This window comes from Kribbella sp. NPDC051586 (genome assembly GCF_044453965.1).
Classification (GTDB): Bacteria; Actinomycetota; Actinomycetes; order Propionibacteriales; family Kribbellaceae; genus Kribbella.
In genome coordinates this window covers 758367-783280 of sequence record NZ_JBITDF010000004.1, presented here as the reverse complement: position 1 = coordinate 783280, position 24914 = coordinate 758367, and the positions used below count along the sequence as shown (strand labels likewise).

Here is a 24914-nt window from a genome sequence, read left to right as displayed (position 1 = left end):
CCGTGACTTCTGCTTCTGATCCCGGCGTGCTTGATCATGCGCGGGCACGCCTCGTCGTGCTCGTCTCGGGATCGGGATCGAACCTGCAGGCCCTGCTCGACGCCTGCGCCGACCCGGCGTACGGCGCCGAGGTCGTTGCCGTCGGCGCGGACCGCGAGGGGATCGCCGGGCTGGACCGGGCCGCGGCCGCCGGCGTGCCGACGTTCGTGCACAAGGTGAAGGCGTACGCCGAGCGGGCCGACTGGGACCGGGCGCTGACCTCGTCGGTCGCGGAGTACAAGCCGGACCTGGTCGTGTCGGCCGGCTTCCTCAAACTCGTCGGCGACGACTTCCTCGAGTCGTTCGGCGACCGGTACATCAACACCCACAACGCGCTGCTGCCGGCGTTCCCCGGGATCCACGGTCCGCGGGACGCACTGGAGTACGGCGTGAAGGTCGCCGGGGCGACGCTGTTCTTCGTGGACGGCGGCGTCGACACCGGGCCGATCATCGCGCAGGTCGTCGTACCTGTTCTCGATGACGACAGCGAAGAAGACCTGACCGAGCGGATCAAGGAGGTCGAACGCCGCCAGCTGGTGGAGTGGGTCGGCCGCCTCGTCCGCGACGGCTGGACCATCACCGGACGAAAGGTTCGACTGAAGTGAGCACCGACCGCAGGCCGATCCGCCGGGCGCTGATCAGCGTCTACGACAAGACCGGTCTGGAGGAGCTCGCGACGGCGCTGTCCAAGGCCGGTGTGCAGATCGTGTCCACCGGTTCGACCGCGGCGCGGATCGCGGCAGCCGGCGTACCGGTGACGAAGGTCGAGGAGCTGACCGGGTTCCCGGAGTGCCTGGACGGGCGGGTCAAGACGCTGCACCCGATGGTGCACGCCGGTCTGCTGGCCGACGTACGTCGGGAGGAGCACGTCGAGCAGCTGCGCGAGATGCGGGTCGAGCCGTTCGACCTGCTGGTGAGCAACCTGTACCCGTTCACCGAGACGGTCGCGTCCGGCGCGTCGGTCGACGAGTGCATCGAGCAGATCGACATCGGCGGTCCGTCGATGGTGCGCGGCGCGGCGAAGAACCACGCGAACGTGGCAGTGGTGACGTCGGCTGCGCAGTACGCCTCGGTTTATGCGTCGCTGGACGAGGGCGGGTTCACGCTCGAGGACCGTGCCCGGTTGGCGGCTGCCGCCTTCGTGCACACGGCGGAGTACGACATCGCGGTCGCGTCGTGGATGGGCAACGTGCTCACGGACACCAGCGAGGGGTCAGGCTTCCCGGCGTGGGTGGGCGCCTCGTGGGAGAAGTCCGCCGTACTGCGTTATGGCGAGAACCCGCACCAGCCGGCAGCCCTGTACCTGAACGGCCGGGGTGGGCTGGCCGGCGCGGAGCAGCTGCACGGCAAGGAGATGTCGTACAACAACTACGTCGATGCTGATGCGGCCCGGCGTACCGCTTATGACTTCAGTGAGCCCGCGGTCGCGATCATCAAGCACGCGAACCCGTGCGGGATTGCCGTGGGCAAGGACATCGCCGAGGCACACCGGCGAGCGCACGAGTGCGACCCGGTGTCGGCGTACGGCGGTGTGATCGCGACGAACGCGCCGGTGTCGGTCGAGATGGCCAAGCAGGTCGCGGAGATCTTCACCGAGGTGCTGGTGGCGCCTGCGTTCGAGGACGGCGCGGTCGAGATCCTGCAGGGTAAGAAGAACATCCGTCTGCTGGTGGCGCCGGCTGTGGCTGCGGACGAAACCGTCGAGATGCGTGCGATCAGCGGTGGGTTGCTGCTGCAGCACCGAGACCGCTTCCAGGCAGCTGGTGACGATCCTGCCAACTGGACGCTGGCTGCCGGGTCCGCCGCCTCGCCGGAGGTGCTCGCCGATCTGGCCTTTGCCTGGAAGGCGTGCCGCGCGGTCAAGTCCAACGCGATCCTGCTGGCCGCTGACGGAGCTTCGGTCGGCGTTGGCATGGGTCAGGTCAACCGGGTGGACTCTTGCCGCTTGGCGGTGTCGCGGGCCGGCGAACGCGCTACCGGATCGGTCGCTGCTTCCGACGCCTTCTTCCCGTTCCCGGACGGGCTCGAGGTCCTCATCGAGGGCGGCGTCAAGGCGGTCGTCCAGCCCGGCGGCTCCATCCGAGACGAAGCCGCCATCGAAGCCGCCACCAAGGCCGGCATCACCATGTACTTCACCGGAACCCGCCACTTCTTCCACTAGGTCCTGAGGTCGACCGCGATCGTGTCGAGCTCGCCCAGCTCGGGGCCGCGAGCGCTTGTCATTCCGTGCTGAGGAGTCGTACGCCGATCGCGGCCACCAGCAGGTCGGCCAGCGCGATCGCGGTGTAGGTGAGCATGCTGGTGAAGCTGACTCCGATGGCGAGCGGCGTGACGACCAGCAGTTGGAAGGCTCCCAGGACCAGCGGCAGCGCGGCCCAACCTCGGGGCCAGCGACGGGCGCGGAGGGCGGCGACGCCGTACCCGATGAGGCCCACGTCCGCGATCAGCAACCCGATGCCGAAGAGGGTGCTCGCTGCGTTGACCGCGGTGGAGTCGAATGGCTTGTCGGCTACCAGGATCAGCACCAGTTCGCCTGGCACGGTGATCGCGAAGCCGATGACTGCCAGCGCGGCGAAGACCTTCGTCGACCGGGTACGCCGTGCCGCGTCGGAGCGGACCAGTGCGTAGATGCCGACCGCCATCAGCGCCTGGGTGAGGGCGAAGAAGAGCTGCCCCCAGCGGAACTGGGCCAGCGTGACCGGATAGCTGAGGTAGTCCTCGCTGACCACCGGGTTGATGAAGAGCAGCGTCGTGTTCCCCACGATCGCCAGGAGCGCGCCGGCGATGGCCGCGACTCCGCCGTACCTCCGGCTGCTGAGCCCGACTGCGTGATCGATCGAGTCGATTGCCATGAGTCCCCCTCGCTGGTGATTTCACTAGAAGACTCACTAGTGATGCATCCAGTAGAGTGTTCGCCCGTGGGAGATGTCAAGCAGTCGCGGCGGGAACGCGCGCAGGAGACGCGTCAGCGGATGGTGGCGGCGGCGTACCGGCGGTTCACCGAGGAGGGGTACGCCGCGACGCCGATGGACGCGATCGCCCGCGATGCCGGGGTCGCCGTACAGACGCTGTACTTCACGTTCCGTACCAAGGGCGAGTTGCTGCAGGCGGCGTACGAGCATGCCGTCGAGGGGGCGGACCGGGTGCCGCCGCACCTGTCCGAGTGGTGGCGCGCCGCGGAGGAGGCGCCGGACATCGGGACGGCTGTCCGGCTCTTCGTGGCGGGGACGATCACCGTGTTCGAGCGCGCGGCCCCGTTGGTGTGGGCCGTGCTCGGCGATGAGAACGCGCGGAAGAGCTACGAGTACAACGACGGCCTGCGGCGGGCTGGGTACGAGCGTGCGATCGCGTTCCTCACCGCCAAACACCCACTTCGCGACGGCCTGTCCAGCACCCGGGCGCGCGACATCCTGCTGGTTGTGATCGGGCCACAGCTCTACAGCCAGTTCACCCGGGATCTCGCGTGGACGCCGCAAGAGGTCGCCGACTGGATGACAGTCGCTGTCCTGGAACAGCTGTTCGGCGTGTCAGTTGGGGATGATCAGGCCGAGTAGGGCGATCGCGGCAGCGGTCAGGAACAGGAACATGGTGTCGAACATGCGGCCGCGGACGTGCAGCAGGCCGGCGGCCGTGTCGGTGAGGGCCGCGCGGAGGAGGCCGGCGAGGCCTACGCTGCCGGCGAAGATGAGTACGCCGTTGCGCCAGTCGTAGAACCAGAGCACGACCAGGCCGGTGAGGGCGACCAGGAGTGACAACGCGAGTGGCCATTGGCTGCGGCGCTGGGCCTCTCCTGCCATCAGCACGTCACTCTCACCTTCAGAACAGGTGCCGTGGTCACTGGGCGAGGCTCGCTTCGGCGGCTTCGACGACGTTGGTGAGGAGCATGGCGCGCGTCATCGGGCCGATACCGCCAGGCATCGGCGCGATCCAGGCGGCCTGCTCACGGGCGGCCGGGTCGATGTCGCCGAGGATCTTGCCCTCTGCGCTGCGGCTGGTGCCGACGTCGAGCAGTACGGCGCCGGGCTTGACCATGTCGGCGGTGATCAGGCCGGCCGAGCCGGCGGCTGCGATCACGATGTCGCCGGTGCCAACCACGGCGGCGAGGTCCTTCGTGCCGGTGTGGCACTGGGTCACGGTCGCGTTCTCGGACTTCCGGGTGAACAGCAAGCCCATCGGCCGGCCCGCGGTCACGCCACGGCCGACGACGACCACGTGGGCGCCGGCGATCGGTACGTCGTACCGGCGCAGGATCTCGACGCAGCCCTTCGGAGTGCACGGGAGCGGGCCGTCCTGGCCGAGGACGAGCTTGCCGAGGCTCATCGGGTGCAGGCCGTCGGCGTCCTTCAGGGGGTCGATCAGCTCGAGGATCGCGTTGGTGTCGACGTGCTTCGGGAGCGGGAGCTGGACGATGAAGCCGGTGCAGTCCGGGTTCTCGTTGAGCTCACGGACCTTCGCGGCGATCTCGTCCTGGGTCGTGGTCTCGGGCAGCTCGACCTGGATCGAGGAGATCCCGACCGCCGCGCAGTCGCGGTGCTTGCCGGCCACGTACGCCCGGCTGCCCGGGTCGTCACCGACCAGAATCGTGCCGAGCCCGGGCACCACACCCTGCTCGGCCAGCTTCGCCACCCGGACCTTCAACTCGTCCTTGATCGCCGCCGCCGTCGCCTTGCCGTCCAGAATCTGAGCCGTCACGCCAGCAGAGTCTGCCATGCGCCTCTGGGCACCGGACCTCCACCACTCACCAACCGCGGTCCGGCGGCCGGCGCTGAGCGTGAACGCGGCCGACGTCGAAGGTTCAGTGGGGTTGGTGAGTGGTGGAGGTGCGGATCGCCAGGCCATCACAATTGGTGCAGGACCGCGGTGCCAGGCGGTGGCTCGTCCGCTGCGGGCGATTGTGATGGCCTGGGGATCCTCAGGTCGTGAGCTTGTACACCGTGGTGCTCCCGACCGTCGTGGCTGTGTAGTTGGAGGTGACCCAGGACTGGATCTCGGAGGCCGCGGAGGAGTTGCCGCCACCACCGCCCTGGCCGCCGGAGATGTAGTAGGCGATCTTCCCCTCGGCCACCCAGTCCTTGAACTGCGCCAGGGTCGGCGCGTCGTCGGTGCCGCTGAAGCCACCGATGGCGATGACGGACTTCCCGGTCGCCAGCTCGATCGACGCCGCCGACTGGGACCCACTCACCGCCGCCGCCCACGTAGTAGTCGTCTTCGACAGCAGAGCAGTCAGTTCGCTGCTTGCCTCACCACCCAGCCCACCTTGCGCGCCGACTCCGCCGGCGCTGGAGGACGTGGAGGAGCCAGAGGTCCCGGTGCTGCCGGAGGTGCCGGACGTGCCCGAGGTGCCGGACGTGCCTGAGCGGTTTGGCGGGGCTCCGCCGGGGCCGCCGCCCGAGCCGCCAGGCCCGCCGGACCCGCCCATTCCGCCTCCGCCGATCGCGCTGGTGCCAGGCCCCGAGGTCGGGATCGAGCCGTTGTGTGTGTGCGACGCCGTCGACACCGCGTACGCCGTACTCCCGAGCCCCAGCGACACCACCAGCGCCAGCACCACAGCAGGCAACGCCCGGCGAGCGCGCCGCCCGACAAGCGTCAGCGCGGCGCCAACCACACCGGCGACCAGGACGACGTACTTCGCCCACGGCACGAAGTCCGCCGTACGGCCGAGCAGCACGTAGTCCCAGCCGCCCGTCGCCAGCACCATCGCGGCCAACGTGACCCGCGCCGCGACCGAGGACCGTCGCTGCCACGCGAGCCGAACACCCATCGCGACCAGCCCGGCGATCGCCGGCGCCAACGCGACCGCATAGTACGGATGCACCGTCCCGCTCATGAAGCTGAACACCGCGGTCGTTACCAGCAGCCACCCGCCCCACAGCACGAACCCGACCCGCGTCAGATCCGTCCGTGGCGCACGCCGCGTCAGCCACAATCCACCGACCAACGCGATCAATGCCGCAGGCAACAACCACGAGATCTCGGTCCCGAAGGCAGAGCCGAACATCCGGGTAAGACCCGTACGCCCGCCGAACCCTGTGTTCCCGCCACCGCCACCGCCGCCGCCACCGCCACCGCCACCGTTGCCCTGACCACCGAACAACCGCCCGAGCCCGTTGTACCCGAGCGCAAGCTCCAGCAGCGAGTTGTTGGTCGACCCACCGATATACGGCCGACTCGACGCCGGCCAAAGCTCAACCAGCGCGACGTACCAACCAGCACTGACGATGACCGCACCCAGCGCGCCCAGCAGGTGCACCACCCGCCGCCACAACGACGTCGGCGCCGCGATCAGATAGACCAGCCCGAACGCCGGCACCACCAGGAGCGCCTGCCCCATCTTCGTCAGGAACGCGAACCCGATCGCGACCCCGGCCAGCGCCAACCACCGCGTCGACGCCTTCTCCAGCGAACGGACGACGAAGTACGCCGCCGCGACCATCAACAACACCAGCAACGCATCCGGGTTGTTGAACCGGAACATCAGTACGGCGACCGGCGTCAACGCGAGCGCGCTCCCGGCGACCAACCCCGCCGCCGGACCGGCCAGACGCTTGACCGTCAGATACAGCAGTCCGACGGCAGCGATCCCCATCAACGCCTGCGGTGCGAGCACGGTGAAGCTGTTGAACCCGAACACCCGCGCAAACGCCGTCGCCACCCACAGCGCGCCCGGCGGCTTGTCGACCGTGATCGCGTTCCCCGCGTCGAGCGACCCGAACAGCCAGGCCTTCCAACTCTGCGTCCCGGCCAGCTCGGCGGCAGCGTAGAAGCTGTTCCCGTACCCCGAGGCCGTCAGGTTCCACAGGTACAGGAACGCGGTCCCGACGAGCATCGCGAGCGCGGCCGGCCGGATGTACGCCGCCTGCGAGGCCGGCCCGCGGGTAAGTCGCCGCAACCTGCCCGGCGGTGGTTCGGCGGGGCGTTCGAGGCGGGGGCGGTCGAGCAGCGTCGTCATGATCGTCTCCAGTTCACGGATTGGGTTCACTGGCGACGATCGCAAGTGGGTCTTCGGCGTCCCTGGACGGCGGCTGGGAGGTTCCTGTGAGCCGGGAATGCCCGCGCTCTTGCCGTGGTTCGGGCAGATAGTTTATTCTTGAACTATCAACCACCGAGGAGCGCCACCATGCCCGCCGTGACCGTCAGCGACATCACCGTCCTGCCCCGCATCAATACGCCGGAGCGAGCAGCCGACCGTCCGGTGAAGTCGGTGACGTCCGCGCCGAGCGGCTTCGAGGGCGAGGGCTTCCCGGTACGGCGTGCGTTCGCCGGCGTGGACCTGCGCGACCTGGACCCGTTCATCCACATGGACCAGATGGGTGAGGTCGAGTACGCGCCGGGCGAGCCGAAGGGCACGCCGTGGCACCCGCGCCGCGGCTTCGAGACCGTCACGTACATGCTCGACGGGATCATGGAGCACCAGGACTCCAACGGCGGTGGCGGCATCATCTCCAACGGCGACACCCAGTGGATGACGGCCGGCAGCGGCCTGCTGCACATCGAGACTCCGCCGGAGCACCTGGTGCTGAGTGGCGGCCTCTTCCACGGCATCCAGCTCTGGGTGAACCTGCCGAAGGCGATGAAGTGGGCGCCGCCGCGCTACCAGGACATCCGCGGCGGCGACGCAGCCCTGCTCTCTACGCAGGACGGCGGCGCGCTGATCCGCGTGATCGCCGGCTCGGTCGACGGCCACGACGGCCCTGGCTCGACCCACACCCCGATCACCCTCGTCCATGCGACCGTCAGCCCGGGCGCGGAGTTGGTCCTGCCCTGGCAGCCGGACTACAACGCGCTCGTGTACGTCCTCGCCGGCCAGGGCACGGTCGGCGCCGAGCGGCGTCCGTTCCGCAAGGGCCAGCTCGCCGTCTTCGGTCCAGGTGACACGATCCGCACCCAGGCCGGTACGACGCAACCGCAGGCCGAGCCGAACCTCGACGTACTGATCATCGGCGGCCGCCCGATCCGCGAGCCGATCGCGATGGCCGGGCCGTTCGTGATGAACACCCGGGCCGAGGTTATCCAGGCCTTCGAGGACTTCCAGGCCGGCAAGCTCGGCAGCATCCCCGCCGTCCACGGCGCCCCGACGGAGCTCCGCAGTACCGACTAACCCTCGGGGTAGAACAGGAACAGCGTGCAGCCCTTCGCGGACTGCGGAACGTGCGACGACCCGGCCGGGGCGTGGATGAACGAACCGGCGGGGTAATCGCGGGTCCCGTCGTTGAACACGCCGTCGACGACGAACACCTCCTCAGGTCCTGGGTCGTGTACGTCGATGCCTTCCCAGCAGGAGCCTGGCTCCATCTGCAACACAAAGGCTTTCGCGACGTCGCCCGACCACAGCGGGCGCAGGGTGATGCCGGGAAAGAGTTCGCGGACCGGTGCGTCGTCGACGGACGCCCACTCGTAGTTCTGCATGCCTCTGATCCTCTGCGGTCCAGGGCCTGGGACCCAGTGTCTGAATTGTCCCGATCAGGTACTTTCTTGCCATGCACCGTGTTGTCGCGATGGTCAGCGCACCGCAGGCGAGCTTCGAGCTCGGTTGTGCGGCGGCCGTGTTCCGCGAGGCGCCGTACCGCTTCAGCGTCTGCACCGAACAGCCCGGACCGATCCGCACCACCGAAGGCTTCGACATGGTGGTCACGTCCGGTCTGCGCGCGCTCGACCGCGCTGACACGATCGTCGTGCCGGGCTGGTTGCCGATCAACCGCGAGCCCACCGACCAGGTACTGCGGGCCCTAGGCCGGGCGCATCGCCGGGGCGCTCGCCTCGTCAGCATCTGCTCCGGCGCGTACGTGCTCGCCGCGGCCGGGCTGCTCGACGGGCGCCGTGCCGCGACCCATTGGCGGTACGCCGAGGAGCTGCAGCGCCGGTTCCCCGCCGTACAGGTGGATCCGGACGTTCTGTACATCGACCACGGCGATGTGGCGACGAGCGGCGGGTCGGGGTCGGGGATCGACCTCTGCCTGCAGTTGGTGCGGCGCGATCAGGGTGCTGCTCACGCGGCGCGGGTGGCGAGGCAGATGGTGATGCCGCCGCATCGCGAAGGCGGCCAGGTCCAGTACCGCACGGAGGATCAAGTACCCGTGGAGTCGCTGGGTGAGCTCCTCGACTGGGCCAACGATCGTCTTGGCGAGCCGCTCACGCTCCAGGATCTCGCCGGCCAGGCCAACGTGTCACCGCGGACGCTCGCGCGGCGGTTCGCCGAGCAACTCGGCGTTGCGCCGGGGCAGTGGTTGCTCGCGCAACGGATCGCGAAGACCCGGGTCCTGCTGGAGGAAACGGACCTCCCGGTCGAGACGATCGCCACGAAGGTCGGCCTGTCGTCGGCGACCAATCTCCGCAGGCGGTTCAAAACCGCTCTGCAAACAACCCCGAGCGCCTACCGCAGGGCGTATCAGGGCAGGTAGTCGCCGGTGTCGTCCAGCGTGATGTAGTGCTCGATCCGCGGATCGCCGGGATCCCCGCCGTACAGCTCGACGAAGCGCCGCGCAGCAGGCGGACCGCCGTACTGCGGGTTCAGCCCACCGCGCAGACTCTTGAACATCAGGGCGAGGTCCAGGTATCGATCGCCGGTGCCGAGCCGGCTGAGGTCGAGGATGCCCGTGAACCGCAGCGTCGCCGGGTCGATGAAGACGTTGGGCGCCGCGTAGTCCCCATGCGTGACCGCGTCGCCGGTGCCGGGGAACGGCGAAGAGAACGGGCAGCCGGACAACTGGTCCAGCGCGCGGAGACCGTCCGCGATCGCGGCGAGCACGGCGGGACGATCGGCGGCCGGCCAGTCCTGGGACGCATCCCGGCCGGGCAACTCGGTGGTCACCAGCCAATTGTTGCCACGATCAACGATCAGAGGGCACGGGAATCCGGTCGAGCCGAGCCAGGCCAGGCGGTCCGCTTCATCCGTGACGCCAGGTCCGGACTTGTAATAAAGGCGTTCCGGCCCACGGTCGAGTCGCACGACCGTGGCACCGGAGCAGCCGACGTGAACAGGCTCGGCGCTACCCGCGCCGAACCTGTCCAGCAGAGCATTCAGATCCACTCACCGAAGGTTACGGTGCAATGCCGAGATCAGCTCCCCATTTGATGTGTCGCCGTCGAGGGACCAGATCATCGCGCCGCCCAGGTCGCGGTGCGAGATGTACTGCGCCTTGCGGGCCATCTCGACCGGGTCGTCCCAGGTCCAGAACGTCGTACCGTCGAAGAGCCAGGCGAATCCGGCCCTGTTGTCGCGGTAGACCGTGTAGTCGGACAGCTGAGCCTTGAGCAGGCGGTAGTCCTCGGTGCCCGCCTCGTACGTCGCCGGCGCCGGGCCGGTCGACGGCTGGAACAGGCCGTGGTTCGCGTTCGTCACGCCGGTCCAGCCGTGTGAGTAGAACGGCACGCCCATGACCAGTTTGCTGCGCGGTGCGCCGCGGGACAGGTACGCGTCGATCGTGACCTGCGAACTGAACTCCGGAGTGGTCGGGTCACCCTTCGGCCCGTCGATCGCGGACTGCTGGTTGGTGAGCGTCTCCCACGGCCCGTGGTAGTCGTACCCCTGGGTCGTGCCGAAGGTCAGGTCCTTGAACAGCTTGCGGACCTCGAACCCCTTGTCGATCATCGTCGGGTTGGCGGGCAGGAACGCGGTCAGGTTGTAGCGACCGGGGCGGCCGGACAGCCGGTCCAGCTGCTTGCGGTACTCGTGGACCAGGGCGGTGAAGTTCTGCTTGTCCTCGGGCCGGATGACGTTGCCCGGGTTGCCTTCGCTGGCGGGCCACTCCCAGTCGAGGTCGACGCCGTCGAAGATCCCCTTCGCCGCACCCGCGGGCAGACCGGGCAGGTTGCCCTTCAGCCACATGTCCAGGCAGGACTTCACGTGCGCGGCCCGGGAGGCCGGCGTGAGGGCCGCGTCGGAGAAGTGCGCCGAGCCGGTCCAGCCGCCGAGCGAGATGCTGATCCGGAGCTTCGGGTACTTCTCCTTCAGTTCCCTGAACTGGTTGAGGTTGCCGTTGAGCACCTGTCCGGGCTCGTCGGCCTTGCCGTCCACACTCTGCTCGGCGGTGAACGGCCGCTGGTAGTCGGCCCACGGATCGCTGCTGACGCAGTTCCCCTGGGCGTCGAGGAAGCCGAACGCGTAGTTGATCTGGGTCAGCCGCGCCGCGGCCCCGCTCTTCACCAGATCGCTGACCAGGTAGTTCCGGTCGTACCCACTCCAGTTGGTGTAATACCCGACCACACGCTTGCTGTCACTGTGGGCCTCCGCAGGCACGGCGACAATCGTTGGCACGACCATCGCAGCCGCCACCAGCAGCCCCACACTCCGACGCTTCATTGCACCCCCATCGGATGAGTTGATGCGCACACAGTAGGACCGCCCACCGACTTACACAATGTCTCTGCAAAAAACTCTCGATAGCTCCTGCCCGGACCGGGATAGGGTCGCGCGTATGACGACTGTGCAGGCGGATCTCGCGCCGACCGGTGTACTGCGGGCCTCGATCAACCTCGGCAACCCGGTTCTGGCGAACGGTACGCCGGATCAGCCGGGCGGGGTGACGGTGGACATCGCGCGGGAGCTCGCGAAGCGCCTCGACCTGCCCCTGGAGCTGGTGTGTTTCGACGCGGCGCGGAAGTCGTTCGAGGCGATGACGAGCGGACAGGCGGACATCTGTTTCCTCGCGATCGAGCCGGCCCGGGCGGAGGAGGTCGCGTTCACGGCGCCGTACGTCCTGATCGAGGGCGTGTACGCAGTACCGCGGGACTCGGCGCTGACCACGGTGGCCGACGTGGACGCCGACGGGGTGCGGATCGGCGTGAAGCGCGGGTCGGCGTACGACCTGTACCTGACCCGAACGTTGCAGCAGGCAACGGTTGTGCGCGGTGACGAGGGCGTCGACGTGTTCCGCGCCGAGGGGCTGGAGGCGGCGGCCGGCATCCGGCAGCCGATCACGTCGTACGTCGCCGACCACCCCGACCTACGACTGATCGACGAGCGGTTCATGCAGATCCAGCAGGCCGTCGGCACCGCGAAGTCGAAGCAGCCCGACACCGTTGCCTACCTCCGCGACCTGATCGAGGACCTGAAGTCCTCCGGCTTCATCGCCGCCTCCCTCACGGCTTCCGGTCAATCCGGCGCCCTGGTGGCCCCGCCGGCCTGAGCGGCCCTCACAGGCAGTAGTCAGGCAGGAACCTGCCGTGGCAGGTCGTTGAGGCAACCTTTCGGTCTGGTCCAGCCATCTACCGTTGAGTGGCCGCGCGACTCCGCCCCGTGACAGACGGCCGGCGGCGACGAGCGGCCCGATGTGAGGACAAACGATCGGGAGGGACTCATCGTGGTATTCACACCACGATCGAGGCGCCTCGGCGTAGCCGCCGTCGCCTCGATCGCCGCTTTGGGGCTCGGGTTGTCCGCCCCGGGCCACGCATCCGCCGTACCGCAAGCGCAACCTCAACCGCGTCCGTCGGCCGCGCCGCCGGCCAAGCCCAAGGACCAGAGCGTCACGCTGATCACCGGTGACCGGATCACGCTGAAGGGCGGCGACCCGGCCAAGCCCTCGGTGCGCCCGGGCGCAGGCCGGACCGGCGTCGCGTTCAGCTCGTACCGGTTGAAGGACCACCTGTACGTCGTGCCGTCGGACGTCCGCGAGCAACTGTCCACCGGCAAGCTCGACCGGCGGCTGTTCGACGTGACCGGCCTGATCGAGGACGGGTACGACGACAGGTCGAGCGCCACCCTCCCGCTGATCGTCACCTACAGCGGCAAGGCCCAGAAGCGCGCCGCGATCCCCGGAGCGAGGGTCTCCCGTCAGCTGCCCGTCATCAACGGCGCCGCGTTGCAGGTCACCAAGCCCGCTCGCGTGCAGACCGGCGCCGGGATCGACAAGATCTGGCTCGACGGCAAGCGCAAGGTCACGCTGGACCAGTCGGTCCCGCAGATCGGCGCGCCGACCGCGTGGCAGGCCGGCTACACCGGCAAGGGCGTCCCGGTCGCCGTTCTCGACACCGGCATCGACAAGTCGCACCCGGACCTCGCGACCCAGGTGGTCGGCGAGAAGAACTTCACCGACGCACCCGACGGCGACCACTTCGGCCACGGCACCCACGTCGCCTCGACGATCGCCGGTACGGCGGCCGCGTCGAACGGCAAGTACAAGGGCGTGGCCCCGGACGCGCGGCTGTACGACGGCAAGGTCTGCGACGACTTCGGCAGCTGCCCGGACTCCGCGATCCTGGCCGGCATGGAGTGGGCCGCGACCGAGATCAAGGCCAGGGTCGTCAACCTCAGCCTGGGCGGCACCGACACGCCGGACATCGACCCGCTCGAGGAGGCCGTCAACCGGCTGACCGCCGAGACCGGCACGCTGTTCGTGATCGCGGCCGGCAACGACGGGCCGGCCGAGCGCACCATCGGTTCGCCGGGCAGCGCGGACTCCGCGCTCACCGTCGGCGCCGTCGACAAGCAGAACGGGCTGGCCGACTTCTCCAGCCGCGGACCGCGCGTCGGTGACGGCGCCGTGAAGCCGGACATCAGCGCACCGGGTGTGTCGATCGTCGCGGCCAAGGCGAAGGACTCGATCATCGGCGAGCCGGTCGGCGACGACTACCTGCGCCTGGACGGGACGTCGATGGCGACGCCGCACGTGGCCGGATCGGCCGCGATCCTGGCCCAAGAGCACCCGGACTGGAAGGCCACCGAGCTCAAGGGCGCGCTGATGGGTTCGGCCAAGCCGGCCGACGGCCAGACCGCGTTCGAGCAGGGCGCCGGCCGGGTCGATGTGGCCAAGGGCATCAAGCAGACCGTGATCGCCGAGCCGGGCAACGTCTCGTTCGGTACCGCGGCCTGGCCGCACGACGACGACACCCCGGTCACGAAGACACTGACCTACCGCAACCTCGGCGACCAGCCCGTCACGCTGGACCTGGCCGCCTCGCTCAACGGCCCTGACGGCAGCCCGGCCCCGGCCGATGCGCTGAAGCTGAGCGCAACCTCCGTTACCGTCCCCGCCGGTGGCACGGCCTCCGTGCAGGCGACCTCGAACACCAAGCACGACGGCCCGGACGGCCTGTACTCCGGCCGCGTCACCGCAACCAGTGGCGACACCGCGGTCACCAGTGCGATCGGCGTGGAGAAGGAGAAGGAGAGCTACACGCTGACGCTGAAGGCGATCGGTGTGGACGGCAAGCCGGCTCCGGTCGACGGCGTCATCACCGCGATGGAGCGGAACTTCTTCCAGTTCCTCGGTGACGGCAGCGACACGCTCACCATGCGGCTGCTGAAGGGCGAGTACCTGGTGCAGGCCAGCCAGTTCGTCGAGCAGCCGGACGGCAGCTTCGCCAGCTACGGTCTGGTCCAGCCGTCGATCCAGCTGACCAAGGACACCACGGTGGTGTTCGACGCGCGCGCAACCAAGCAGGTCAAGGTGACCGTGCCGCAGCCCGATGCGAAGGTCGCGCTCGCCGACGTCGGGTTCGATCGCACGTCCGCCGACGGCACCTACGGATTCGGCTACGCGGGTCTGTCGTTCGACGTCAACGCCGTCTACAGCGCCCAGCTCGGTCCCGCACTACCGCCCGAGCAGCTCACCGGCCACGTCTCGTCGCAGTGGGCGAAGCCGGACGCCAACGGCTCGTTCAACAACTCGCCGTACGTCGTCGGTCAGTTGAACACGTTCCCCGGGGTGTTCCCGACCGGGTTCGTGCGCGCGGTGAAGGTGAAGGAGCAGGCCGTCGTCAAGCAGACCACCAACGCCACGAGTGATCGAGCCATCGAGCGGGTCGTGCTGGCCAACGGTCCTGGTATGAACGGCGGCTGGTCGCCGGTCCTCGACTACGGCAAGGCCCCGCTGACCACGACGCTGTACGCCGACGGCAAGCCGGCCACCTGGCAGGTCGAGACGGACGAGATCATCCCGAGCACCGACCCGAACGACCCGTTCCCGCAGACGATCACCCGGCTGATGTCGCCGGTGAAGTCGTACCGGGCGGGCCAGTCGTACCGGGAGCGGTTCAACACCGCCGCCTTCACGACGGCGCCGGCGATCGCGGCCCGGGTGCAGAACGACCTGGTCGTGTCCGCCTCCGGTCTGGCCGACGCGGACGGGAACAACGGCTACGGCGCCACCGACGCCGAGTCCAGCAAGCTGATCCAGGGCGGGAAGGTCGTCGCCGAGTCGCCGTACTTCGGGTATGTCGAGGCGACCGGGCTGCCCGCGGACAAGTCGACGTACACGCTGGAATCGACGCAGACGCGGCAGTCGTTCAGCACGTTCAGCACGCGGATGGATCTGCGCTGGACGTTCTCCTCGGCAGCGACCACTGAGCAGACGGCGCTGCCGTTGCTCGGGATTCGCTACCGGCCGACGGTGGACAGCCACAACGTGGCGGTGCGCAAGCCGGTCACCGTGCTGCCCGTCGTGGTCGAGGCGCAGCCCGGTCAGACGCTGCCCGCGATCCGGAAGCTGACGATCCAGGTCTCCGGTGACGACGGCAAGACCTGGCACGGCGCCGCGGTCGCGCCGACCGGGCACGGTACGTACAAGGCCATCTTCGTGACCCCGAAGACCGCCAAGACCATCTCGCTCAAGTCCCAGCTGGTCGACGCGGCCGGGAACATTACGGAACTGACCGTTATCGGCGCCTATCCGTTGGGCTGAGCACGCAACCCCGGAGATCGGTTGTCGCGTTTACACCGGTGCGCAGACAACCGATTTCTGGGGAGGCCCTGTGAGATTCACCCGCAGACGAACGCCCGCGATCGCCGTCCTGGCGGTCGCGGGTCTGGCCGCCGGACTGGCCGGACCCGCCCATGCGGTTCCGTCCGGCCCGGCAGCCACCGCCCGTTCGACAGGCGGCAAAGACGTCAGCGTCACGCTGATCACCGGCGACCGGGTCGTGCTGCCCGGCGGCGACCTGACCAAGGCGTCGATCGAGCCCGGCGCGGGCCGGCAGCACGTCGGCTTCAACACCTACCGGATCAAGGACCACTCGTACGTGATCCCGGCCGACGTCACCAAAGCCGTCGGCGACGGGAAGATCGACCGCCGGCTCTTCGACGTCGCCGAGCTGGTCAAGGACGGGTACGACGACGCGTCGACAAGCACGATCCCGGTCCTGACGACCTACTCCGGCACGGCGAAGCGCGCCGTACCGGCCGGGACGAGAGTCACCCGGCAGCTGCCGTCGATCGGCGGCGCGGCGATGAAGGTCGGCAAGTCCGACGCGAAGACGTTCCTGTCCGCGGGCGGATTCTCCAAGGTGTGGCTGGACGGCAAGCGGAAGATCCTGCTGGACCAGTCGGTGCCGCAGATCGGTGGCCCGGTCGCGTGGCAGGCCGGCTATACCGGAAAGGGCATTTCGGTCGCGGTGCTCGACACCGGCGTCGACGCGACCCATCCCGACCTCGCGACCCAGGTCGTGGGGGAGAAGAACTTCACCACCGAGTCCGCCGACGACCTGGTCGGGCACGGCACCCATGTCGCGTCGACGATCGCCGGTACCGGTGCGGCGTCGGACGGCCGCTACAAGGGTGTGGCGCCGGATGCGCGGATCTACGACGGCAAGGTCTGCGAGGTCTGGGGCTGTGACGAGTCCGCGATCCTGGCCGGGATGGACTGGGCCGCGAACGACGTCAAGGCGAAGATCGTCAACCTGAGCCTCGGCGGCCTGGACACGCCCGACCTCGACCCGCTCGAGGAGGCCGTGAACCGGCTGACCGCGCAGACCGGCACCTTGTTCGTCATTGCTGCCGGTAACGACGGGCCGGGCGACGGCACGATCGCCTCGCCGGGCAGCGCGGACGCTGCGCTGACCGTCGGGAACGTGACGAAGCAGGACCAGCTCAACGAGCTGTCCAGCCGCGGCCCGCGCATCGGTGACAGCGCCGTCAAGCCCGACGTGACCGCGCCCGGCACGGACATCGTCGCCGCAAAGTCGAAGGACTCCTCGATCGGTGAGCCGGTCGGCGACAAGTACCTGCGGCTGTCGGGTACGTCGATGGCGACGCCGCACACCGCCGGCGCGGCCGCGATCCTGCTGCAGGAGCACCCATCCTGGACGCCGGCCGAGTTGAAGGCCACGCTGATGGGTTCGGCGAAGGTCGCGGCGGATCAGACGTCCTTCCAGCAAGGCGCGGGCCGGATCGACCTGACCACGGCGATCAAGGCGAGCGTGGTTTCCGAGCCGGGGAGCGTCTCGTTCGGCAAGGCGTCGTACCCGCACACCGACGACGAGCCCGTCACGCGCGACGTCACCTATCGCAACCTCGGCGACGCGGCAGTCACGCTGTCGCTGTCGTCGGTGCTCAACGGGCCCGGCGGTACGGCGGCCCCGGCCGGTGCGCTGAAGCTGAGCGCCGACTCGGTGACCGTCCCGGCCGGCGGTACGGCGTCTGTGCAGGCGACGTCCGACACCAGCCTCGGTGGAGCGGACGGGCTGTACAGCGGGCGCATCACCGCGACCGGGGGCGGCCAGACGGTCGTCGTACCGGTGGGGGTGGAGAAGGAAGTCCCGACGTACACGCTCACCGTCAAGCTGATCAAGCCGAACGGCGCACCGGATCCGGACTACCCGGTGCTGCTCGTGGGCGTCGATAACGATGCCTTCGGCAACTACTCGCCCGACGCGGACGGGACGGTCTCGATCCGGCTGCCGAAGGGCGAGTACCTGCTCGACCAGTTCCAGGAGTTCGAGCGTGCGCCGGAGGACTGGATCTTCTTCAAGCTGGCGGCGCCGAGTGTGAAGCTGACCGCGGACCAGACCGTGATCCTCGACGCGCGCAAGGCGAAGGTCGTGACCACGTCGGTCCCGAAGGCCGATGCCAAGCAGGCGAACGCGGACATCGGGTACGACCGGGCCGTCCCGGGCGGCCTGTTCTACAGCGGATCGGCCGGCTTCCTGTCCGGCGAGATGTACACGTACAGCACCGGTCCGAAGCTGTCGCCGGCCGAGCTGACCGGGCACATCACGTCACAATGGGGTGTGCCGGGCGCGGACGGGCTGTTCACGAACACGCCGTACCTCTACGGGATCGCCAACTACCAGCCGGGCGAGTTCGTCACCGGCTTCGACCGGAAGGTGAAGCAGTCCGACCTCGCGGTGGTGGATCACGCCGTGAACGCGACGAACGGCGTACAGGTGGAGACGACGATCGCTCCGCAGGCGCCGGGCAGTAGCGGCGTGTTCGCCCGGATCGTCCGTCTCGACACGCCTCGGACGATCCGGTACTACCTCGATCAGACGCCAGGCGGATGGACCAGCGAGGTCCAGCAGCCCGACCAAGACCTGCCGGTCGGGGTCTGGTCACTCGACAGTGATCCCGTTGTCTACGAGACCGGGCGGCACTACCAGGAGCGCTGGAACGCCGCAGCCTTCGTGCCGTCACTGCGGTCGGTGACGCGAACAGCTGACGGTCTGCAGTTGGGGGTGTCCAATTACACGGACGCGGACGGTCATACCGGCCGGATGAACACGACCTCTGCGAGTACGACGCTCTACCGCGACGGGACGTCGATTGCGACCTCGCCGTACTTCGGCTTCGTCGAAGCGACGGGTCTGCCGGCCGGCAAGGCGTCGTACAAGCTGGTCACCACCGGCACGCAGGCGCTGACGCCGTTCTCGACGCGGATCGATCTGGAGGCGACGTTCACGTCGTCCGCGGACCAGCCGAGCGTCGCGATCCACACGGTGGCGTTCCAGCCGGTCGTGGACGTGAAGAACACGATGGTCCGCAAACCGGTCACGGTCCTGCCGTTCAAGGTCCAGGGCGGCCCGGTGAAGAAGGTGCAGATCCAGTACTCCGACGACGGCGGAGCTACCTGGAAGCAGGCGCCGGTCGCCGGCAACCAGGCGATCTTCCCGACGCCCGCAGGCAACACCATCTCGCTGCGCACGACGGCAACGGATGCGGCGGGCAACAGCACCACGCAGACAGTGATCGCCGCCTACATGATGCGGTGACCGCACCAGAATGAAGGAGCAGAACGTCCCCGCCGACGGCGGGGACGTTCTGTCATTTGCGCCGATTTGCGCCGCAACGGCAACCTTCGCGATCGGCCGGACATTCAACAGGTGCGCCAACAGTCGATTTCTGGGAGGCCCTGAGTGGCTGTTCATTCGAGAATCACAGGCAGAGGTGGGCCCGCGACCGCCTTGGTGGCGGTTGCGGGCCTGGTGGCCGCTTCGATCACCGGTCCGGCCGCCGCGGCGGGGCCCGCCGCCCCGGCGATCCCGCGGAAGGGCGGGAAGGACGTCAGCGTCACGCTGATCACCGGTGACCGCGTCCTGTGGCCCGGGGGTGATCCGTCCAGGGCGACGATCGAGCCAGGCGCCGGGCGGCGGCAGGTCGGGTTCAAGACGTATCGGCTCAAGGGCCATTCGTATGTGTTCCCGGCCGACAGCATCAAGGCAGTCGCCGACGGTCGGCTGGATCGCCGGCTCTTCGATGTCACCGAGCTGGTCGAGGACGGGTACGACGACGCGTCGACAAGCAGCATCCCGGTCCTGACGACGTACGCCGGTACCGCGAAGCGCGCCGTACCGGCCGAGGCAAGTATCACGCGTCAGCTGCCGTCGATCAGTGGCGCGGCGATGAAGGTGAGCAAGAAGAACACCAGTTCGTTCCTGGCCTCGGGCAGTTTCGCGAAGGTCTGGCTGGACGGCAGGCGGCACCTCACGCTGGACCAGTCCGTGCCGCAGATCGGCGGACCGGTCGCGTGGCAGGCCGGGTACACCGGCAAGGGCGTCCCTGTCGCGGTCCTGGACAGCGGCATCGATGCGACGCATCCGGATCTGGCGACTCAGGTGGTGGGGGAGAAGAACTTCACGACCGAGTCGGCCGAGGACCTGGTCGGTCACGGTACGCATGTCGCGTCGACGATCGCCGGTACCGGTGCGGCGTCGGACGGCCGCTACAAGGGTGTGGCGCCGGATGCGCGGATCTACGACGGCAAGGTCTGTGAGGTCTGGGGCTGTGACGAGTCCGCGATCCTGGCCGGGATGGAGTGGGCCACGACCGAGGTGAAGGCGAAGATCGTGAATCTCAGCCTCGGTGGGACCGACACTCCGGAGCTGGATCCGCTCGAGGAGGCCGTGAACCGGCTGACCGCGCAGACCGGCACGCTGTTTGTGATTGCTGCAGGCAATGAAGGGCCGGGGGACGGGACGATCGGGTCGCCGGGCAGTGCGGATGCTGCGTTGACGGTCGGGAACGTGACCAAGCAGGACCAGCTCAACGAGCTGTCCAGCCGCGGCCCGCGCATCGGTGACAGTGCGGTGAAGCCGGATGTGACCGCGCCGGGGACGGACATTGTGGCGGCAAAGTCGAAGGACTCCTCGATCGGTGAGCCAGTAGGCGACAAGTATCTGCGGCTGTCGGGTACGTCGATGGCGACGCCGCACACGGCCGGTGCGGCGGCGATCCTGTTGCAGGAGCATCCGTCCTGGACGCCGGCCGAGTTGAAGGCCGCGCTGATGGGCTCGGCGAAAGTGGACGCGGATCTGACCGCGTTCCAGCAGGGTGCCGGCCGGATCGACCTGACCACCGCGATCAAGGCGAGCGTGGTCGCGGAGCCGGGCAGTGTGTCGTTCGGCAAGGCTTCGTACCCGCATTCAGATGATGAACCGGTGACTCGCCCGGTGACCTTTCGCAACCTGGGTGACGTGGATGTGACCTTGGCGCTCTCGTCGGTGCTGACCGGTCCTGATGGTGCGGCCGCGCCGTCCGGTGCGCTGAAGCTGAGTGCTGACTCGGTGGTCGTGCCGGCCGGCGGTACGGCCTCCGTGCAGGCGACCTCGGACACCAGCGTCGGTGGAGCGGACGGGCTGTACAGCGGTCGCATCACCGCGACCGGCGGCGGCCAGACGGTCGTCGTACCTGTCGGAGTCGAGCGCGAAGGCGAGACGTACACGCTGACCGTGAAACCGATCCGGGCCGACGGCTCACCGGACTCGGCCGATCCGGTGCTCGTGGTCGGTGTCGACAACGACGAGTTCGCCCACTACGCGCCGGATGTGAGCGGTACCGTCTCGGTTCGGCTGCCGAAGGGCGAGTATTTGCTGGAGGACCATCAAGTGGTCGAACCCGGCTCTGGGGAGAGGACCAATTACGAACTGGTCGCGCCGAGCGTGCAGCTCGCCACCGACCAGACCGTCGTCCTCGACGCGCGCAAGGCAAAGGTCGTCACGACAACTGTCCCACAGGCCGGCGCACAGCAGGCGAGCGAGGACGTGGGCTACGACCGGATCCTCGCGAGCGGTGACTTCTCGAGCTCGGACGTCGGCTTCCAGTTCGGTCACCTGTATACCTACAGCACCGGACCGAAGCTGCCGGCGAGCCGGCTGATCGGGCACGTGACTTCGCAATGGGGCGACCCGGGTGCGGACGGGTCGTTCACGAACACGCCGTACCTCTACGGGATCGCGAACTATCAGCCGGGCGAGTTCGTCACCGGCTTCGATCGGGCCGTGAAGCAGTCCGACCTCGCGGCGGTGGACAGCACGGTGAACGCGACTGACGGCGGACGAGTGTCGAAGCTGATCTACCCGTTGACGCAGGCCGGCGTCGAGACCGGATTCGCGGCGCTGATCCAGCTGGATACGCCGCGGACGATCCGCTACTACCTCGACCAGTCGCCGGGCGGCTGGTCGGGCGACCTCCTGAGTCCCGACTGGACGTGGACGATGTCGGGCGATCCGGTGAGCTACCAGGCCGGACGGCAGTATCAGGAGCGGTGGAACGCCGCAGTCTTCGCGCCTTCGCTGTCGTTGGTCGTGCGGACCCCGACCGAACTGGGGATCCTCCTGTCCAACCGCACCGACGGCGACGGTCACGGCGGCTCGGTCCCGGCGAAATCCGCGAGTACGACGCTGTACCGCGACGGGACCGAGGTCGGGTCCTGGGCCAGGTTCGGCTCGGTCGACGCTACCGGGCTGCCGACCGGTTCCGCGTCGTACCGGCTGGTGACCACCGGCACGCAGGACCTGCTGCCGTTCTCGACACGGATCGATCTGGACGCCACGTTCACGTCGTCCGCGGATCAGCCGAGCGTGGCCATTCATACGGTCGCTTTCCAGCCGGACGTGGACGCGAACAACCTGATGGTGCGTAAGCCCGTGACGGTGCTGCCGTTCAAGGTCGAGGGTGCGAAGCAGGTGAAGATTCAGTACTCCGACGACGGCGGAGTGACTTGGAAGCAGGCGCCGGTGGCCGGTGACAAGGCGATCTTCCCGACGCCTGCCGGTGACACCATCTCGCTTCGTTCGACAGCGACGGATGCCGCAGGCAACAGCACGACGCAGACGGTGATCGCCGCCTACCGCATGCGGTGAGAACAGCAGAAGGCCCCCGGGACGAGTGTCCCGGGGGCCTTCTGTCTGCTGCAGGTGGTCAGCCGATCAGGCCGAGGGCCTTCACTGCGTCGCGCTCCTCGCCGAGCTCGGCGGTCGAGGCGTCGATCTTGCCGCGGGAGAAGTCGTTGATCTCCAGGCCCTGGACGATCTCCCAGTTGCGGTCCTTGACGGTCACCGGGAACGACGAGATCAGGCCCTCCGGGACGTCGTACGAACCGTCGGAGACGACCGCCATCGACAGCCAGTCGCCGTCGGCCGAGCCGGCCAGCCAGTCGCGGGTGTGGTCGATGGTGGCGGCCGCGGCGGAGGCGGCCGACGACGCGCCCCGGGCCTCGATGATCGCGGCGCCGCGCTTCTGCACGGTCGGGAGGAAGTCGTTCTCCAGCCAGGCCTGGTCGTTGACGACCTCGGCGGCGTTCTTGCCGGCCACCTCCGCGTGGAAGATGTCCGGGTACTGCGTCGCGGAGTGGTTGCCCCAGATCGTCAGCTTCTTCAGGTCGGTGACGTGCACGCCGGCCTTCTTCGCCAGCTGCGCCAGCGCCCGGTTGTGGTCCAGCCGGGTCAGCGCCGAGAACCGCTCGGCCGGGATGTCGGGCGCGTTGCTCTTCGCGATCAGCGCGTTCGTGTTGGCCGGGTTGCCGGTGACGGTGATCCGGACGTCGTCGGCGGCGTGGTCGTTGAGCGCCTTGCCCTGGACGGTGAAGATCGCGCCGTTCGCCTCGAGCAGGTCACCGCGCTCCATGCCCTTGGTCCGCGGCCGCGCACCCACCAGCAGCGCGACGTTGACGCCGTCGAAGACCACGTTCGGGTCGTCGCCGATCTCGATCCCTGCCAGCGCCGGGAAGGCGGAGTCCTCGAGCTCCATCACGACACCCTCGAGTGCCTTCAGCGCCGGGGTGATCTCCAGCAGCCGCAGCTCCACCGGGGTGTCCGGCCCGAGCAGGGCCCCGCTCGCGATCCGGAACAGCAGGCTGTAACCGATATTCCCTGCGGCCCCGGTAACGGCCACCTTCACCGGTGTAGTGCTCACGACACGCTCCTTTGTGCTTTGTGGTCCTTCGGACGCTAGCAAGCCACCTGTCGCAGCCCAACGCTGGGGCACCACGTTCTTCCTCACACTTTGAGCACCCACCAACCGTTTCCCGCGCACCGAAACGGTTGGTGGGTGCTCAAGGTCGCGGACGTCAGGGCTGAGAGGATGGCGGAGTGGAGCGGAGGGTCGGGTCGGGGGTCGCGAGTGTCGAGGTGCAGGCCGATGGGACGTTCGTGCTGCGGATCGACGGGTCGCCGCAGTCGCAGGTCGACCTGGCGGACCCGGCGCACCTGCCGTTCGAGTACATGCGCCGGATCGGCGACGTCGTGGACGCGGTCGCGCCGCGGCGTCAGCCGGTCGCGGTGCTGCATGTCGGCGGGGCCGCGCTGAGCATCCCGAGGTACGTCGCTGTCACGCGGCCGCGATCCCGGCAGATCGTGCTGGAGCCCGACGAGGATCTGACCGAGTTCGTCCGGGAGGCGCTGCCGCTGCCGAAACGGTCGGGGATCAAGGTGCGGCCGGTGACCGGGCGGGCCGGCATCGGCGAGGTGTACGACGACTCGATGGACGTGGTGATCCTGGACGCGTTCGAGCACGAGGCCGTGCCGGCGAATCTGGTGACGGCGGAGTTCTTCGCCGAGTGCGCCCGGGTGTTGCGGCCGACCGGCGTACTGGTCGCGAACCTGATCGACGGGAAGGCCGGGTTGCCGTTCATCCGGCGTACTGCGGCGACCGTGCAGGCGGCGATCGGTGCGGGGGTGGTGCTCGCGGAGCGGAAGATCCTGCGTGGCAAGGGATTCGGGAACGTCATCATGGTCGCGTCACCCCAGCCCGTCCCGGACCTGACCGATGCCGGTCGCCGGGCGCAACCGCCGTACGACGTGATGCCGCTGGGCGAGCTGGCCGGGAAGGCGTCGCCGCTCACCGACGCCGAAGGCTTCGTCACCCCGCGGGCGCCGGCCTCGGTCTTCCGGAGCTGACCCAGGCGCACCGGCCGGCCGAAGGCTTTTACCGGCCGGAGCCGAGTCGCTCGCGGTTGGTGCTCAGTCGTTCGATGGCGTCGGTCGCCGCGGTTCGCTCGGCGGGCGATCCGCCGACCGACCGGACCAGGTGATCGAGCCGGTCTTGTCCGGCCAGGCGGGCCCCACGGAACCATGCCTGGATCGTGGCCCGCGGGATACCGGTCTGTTGCTCCAGAGTCCGCAACGAGCGCGGACGGGCGAGTGCAGCGAGAGCGGCTCCGAGCTCCTCCAGGCTTCGGGCAGCCTCCAGCAGCCCGACGATGTCCCGTGGATCGCGGCTCGCCTCCTCCCACCGTCGGCGCCAGACCGGCATCAGATCGCCGGGCACACCGCAGCCGGTCAGGAACGCAGCGGCCACCTCCCAGGCCGGCAGCTGCTTCCCGCTCGTCGCGCGGATCAGATGTGGATGCGAGTAGTGCGCCCGGTCGGCCAGTTGCCGGTAGCTCAGCCCGGCATGGCGTCGTACCCGCTGCAATGCACTCGCGAATGCCTCGACATCCTCCACGTGT

The 24914-nt window shown here is 68.7% G+C and carries 19 protein-coding genes; 10 read left to right on the top strand and 9 right to left on the bottom strand.

Features of this window, described 5'->3' with window-relative positions:
• Window positions 1-2 precede the first annotated feature (2 nt).
• Together purN and purH are read left to right on the top strand one after the other, a co-directional pair.
• The gene (gene purN / locus ACIA58_RS30595; RefSeq protein WP_396407271.1) at window positions 3-644 is read left to right on the top strand and encodes a phosphoribosylglycinamide formyltransferase; all 642 of its coding nucleotides are present in this window, start codon (window positions 3-5) and stop codon (window positions 642-644) included.
• Window positions 641-2200 carry a bifunctional phosphoribosylaminoimidazolecarboxamide formyltransferase/IMP cyclohydrolase gene (purH, locus tag ACIA58_RS30590; RefSeq protein ID WP_396407270.1) on the top strand — a complete coding sequence of 520 codons (1560 nt, stop codon included), beginning with the start codon at window positions 641-643 and terminating at the stop codon, window positions 2198-2200. Before purN ends, purH begins: the two co-directional genes overlap by 4 nt.
• 58 nt (window positions 2201-2258) lie before the next feature.
• Here purH and ACIA58_RS30585 read toward each other — a convergent pair whose 3' ends face one another.
• Window positions 2259-2891, bottom strand: coding sequence for a hypothetical protein (locus ACIA58_RS30585; protein ID WP_396407269.1), 633 nt, complete (start codon window positions 2889-2891; stop codon window positions 2259-2261).
• A 66-nt stretch (window positions 2892-2957) separates the two neighbouring features.
• Here ACIA58_RS30585 and ACIA58_RS30580 point away from each other — a divergent pair, with 66 nt between their 5' ends.
• Window positions 2958-3593, top strand: a complete 636-nt coding sequence (locus ACIA58_RS30580) for a TetR/AcrR family transcriptional regulator (RefSeq protein WP_396407268.1) — start codon at window positions 2958-2960, stop codon at window positions 3591-3593.
• Here ACIA58_RS30580 and ACIA58_RS30575 read toward each other — a convergent pair.
• From ACIA58_RS30575 to ACIA58_RS30565, 3 genes are all read right to left on the bottom strand, one after another.
• The gene (locus tag ACIA58_RS30575; RefSeq protein ID WP_396407830.1) at window positions 3567-3836 is read right to left on the bottom strand and encodes a DUF3017 domain-containing protein; all 270 of its coding nucleotides are present in this window, start codon (window positions 3834-3836) and stop codon (window positions 3567-3569) included. The two genes, ACIA58_RS30580 and ACIA58_RS30575, sit on opposite strands and share 27 nt — an antisense overlap.
• Before the next feature lie 37 nt (window positions 3837-3873).
• Complete coding sequence (locus ACIA58_RS30570) at window positions 3874-4731, bottom strand: bifunctional methylenetetrahydrofolate dehydrogenase/methenyltetrahydrofolate cyclohydrolase (RefSeq protein WP_396407267.1); 858 nt, start codon at window positions 4729-4731, stop codon at window positions 3874-3876.
• Between the two features lie 220 nt (window positions 4732-4951).
• Window positions 4952-6988, bottom strand: coding sequence for a glycosyltransferase family 39 protein (locus ACIA58_RS30565; RefSeq protein ID WP_396407266.1), 2037 nt, complete (start codon window positions 6986-6988; stop codon window positions 4952-4954).
• A 168-nt stretch (window positions 6989-7156) separates the two neighbouring features.
• On the opposite strand from ACIA58_RS30565, the gene ACIA58_RS30560 reads away from it, so the two are divergent.
• Window positions 7157-8137, top strand: coding sequence for a pirin family protein (locus tag ACIA58_RS30560; RefSeq protein WP_396407265.1), 981 nt, complete (start codon window positions 7157-7159; stop codon window positions 8135-8137).
• Here the strand turns inward: ACIA58_RS30560 and ACIA58_RS30555 are convergent.
• Window positions 8134-8445, bottom strand: a complete 312-nt coding sequence (locus tag ACIA58_RS30555) for a cupin domain-containing protein (RefSeq protein WP_396407264.1) — start codon at window positions 8443-8445, stop codon at window positions 8134-8136. The genes ACIA58_RS30560 and ACIA58_RS30555 overlap by 4 nt on opposite strands.
• Window positions 8446-8516: 71 nt before the next feature.
• On the opposite strand from ACIA58_RS30555, the gene ACIA58_RS30550 reads away from it, so the two are divergent.
• On the top strand, window positions 8517-9437 hold the full coding sequence (locus ACIA58_RS30550; RefSeq protein WP_396407263.1) for a helix-turn-helix domain-containing protein: 921 nt from the start codon (window positions 8517-8519) through the stop codon (window positions 9435-9437).
• On the opposite strand, the gene ACIA58_RS30545 is transcribed toward ACIA58_RS30550, so the two are convergent.
• Entirely contained in the window at window positions 9425-10066 is a 642-nt protein-coding gene (locus ACIA58_RS30545) for a phosphotransferase (RefSeq protein WP_396407262.1), read from the bottom strand. The two genes, ACIA58_RS30550 and ACIA58_RS30545, sit on opposite strands and share 13 nt — an antisense overlap.
• Entirely contained in the window at window positions 10067-11338 is a 1272-nt protein-coding gene (locus ACIA58_RS30540) for a glycoside hydrolase family 18 protein (RefSeq protein ID WP_396407261.1), read from the bottom strand. It lies immediately after the preceding gene.
• A 115-nt stretch (window positions 11339-11453) separates the two neighbouring features.
• Between ACIA58_RS30540 and ACIA58_RS30535 the strand changes: the two genes are divergently transcribed.
• The 4 genes from ACIA58_RS30535 to ACIA58_RS30520 all read left to right on the top strand — a co-directional run bounded on the left by ACIA58_RS30535 (window position 11454) and on the right by ACIA58_RS30520 (window position 22329).
• The gene (locus tag ACIA58_RS30535; RefSeq protein WP_396407260.1) at window positions 11454-12164 is read left to right on the top strand and encodes a transporter substrate-binding domain-containing protein; all 711 of its coding nucleotides are present in this window, start codon (window positions 11454-11456) and stop codon (window positions 12162-12164) included.
• Window positions 12165-12338: 174 nt separating this feature from the next.
• Window positions 12339-15659 (top strand): S8 family serine peptidase, encoded by a 3321-nt coding sequence (locus tag ACIA58_RS30530; RefSeq protein WP_396407259.1) that lies wholly within the window; start codon window positions 12339-12341, stop codon window positions 15657-15659.
• A gap of 70 nt (window positions 15660-15729) precedes the next feature.
• The gene (locus ACIA58_RS30525; protein WP_396407258.1) at window positions 15730-18960 is read left to right on the top strand and encodes a S8 family serine peptidase; all 3231 of its coding nucleotides are present in this window, start codon (window positions 15730-15732) and stop codon (window positions 18958-18960) included.
• Between the two features lie 213 nt (window positions 18961-19173).
• On the top strand, window positions 19174-22329 hold the full coding sequence (locus tag ACIA58_RS30520) for a S8 family peptidase (RefSeq protein WP_396407257.1): 3156 nt from the start codon (window positions 19174-19176) through the stop codon (window positions 22327-22329).
• Between the two features lie 58 nt (window positions 22330-22387).
• On the opposite strand, the gene ACIA58_RS30515 is transcribed toward ACIA58_RS30520, so the two are convergent.
• On the bottom strand, window positions 22388-23380 hold the full coding sequence (locus tag ACIA58_RS30515) for a malate dehydrogenase (RefSeq protein WP_396407256.1): 993 nt from the start codon (window positions 23378-23380) through the stop codon (window positions 22388-22390).
• A 176-nt stretch (window positions 23381-23556) separates the two neighbouring features.
• On the opposite strand from ACIA58_RS30515, the gene ACIA58_RS30510 reads away from it, so the two are divergent.
• Entirely contained in the window at window positions 23557-24363 is an 807-nt protein-coding gene (locus ACIA58_RS30510) for a spermidine synthase (RefSeq protein ID WP_396407255.1), read from the top strand.
• 28 nt (window positions 24364-24391) lie between these two features.
• On the opposite strand, the gene ACIA58_RS30505 is transcribed toward ACIA58_RS30510, so the two are convergent.
• On the bottom strand, window positions 24392-24910 hold the full coding sequence (locus ACIA58_RS30505; RefSeq protein ID WP_396407254.1) for a helix-turn-helix domain-containing protein: 519 nt from the start codon (window positions 24908-24910) through the stop codon (window positions 24392-24394).
• Between the last annotated feature and the right edge of the window lie 4 nt (window positions 24911-24914).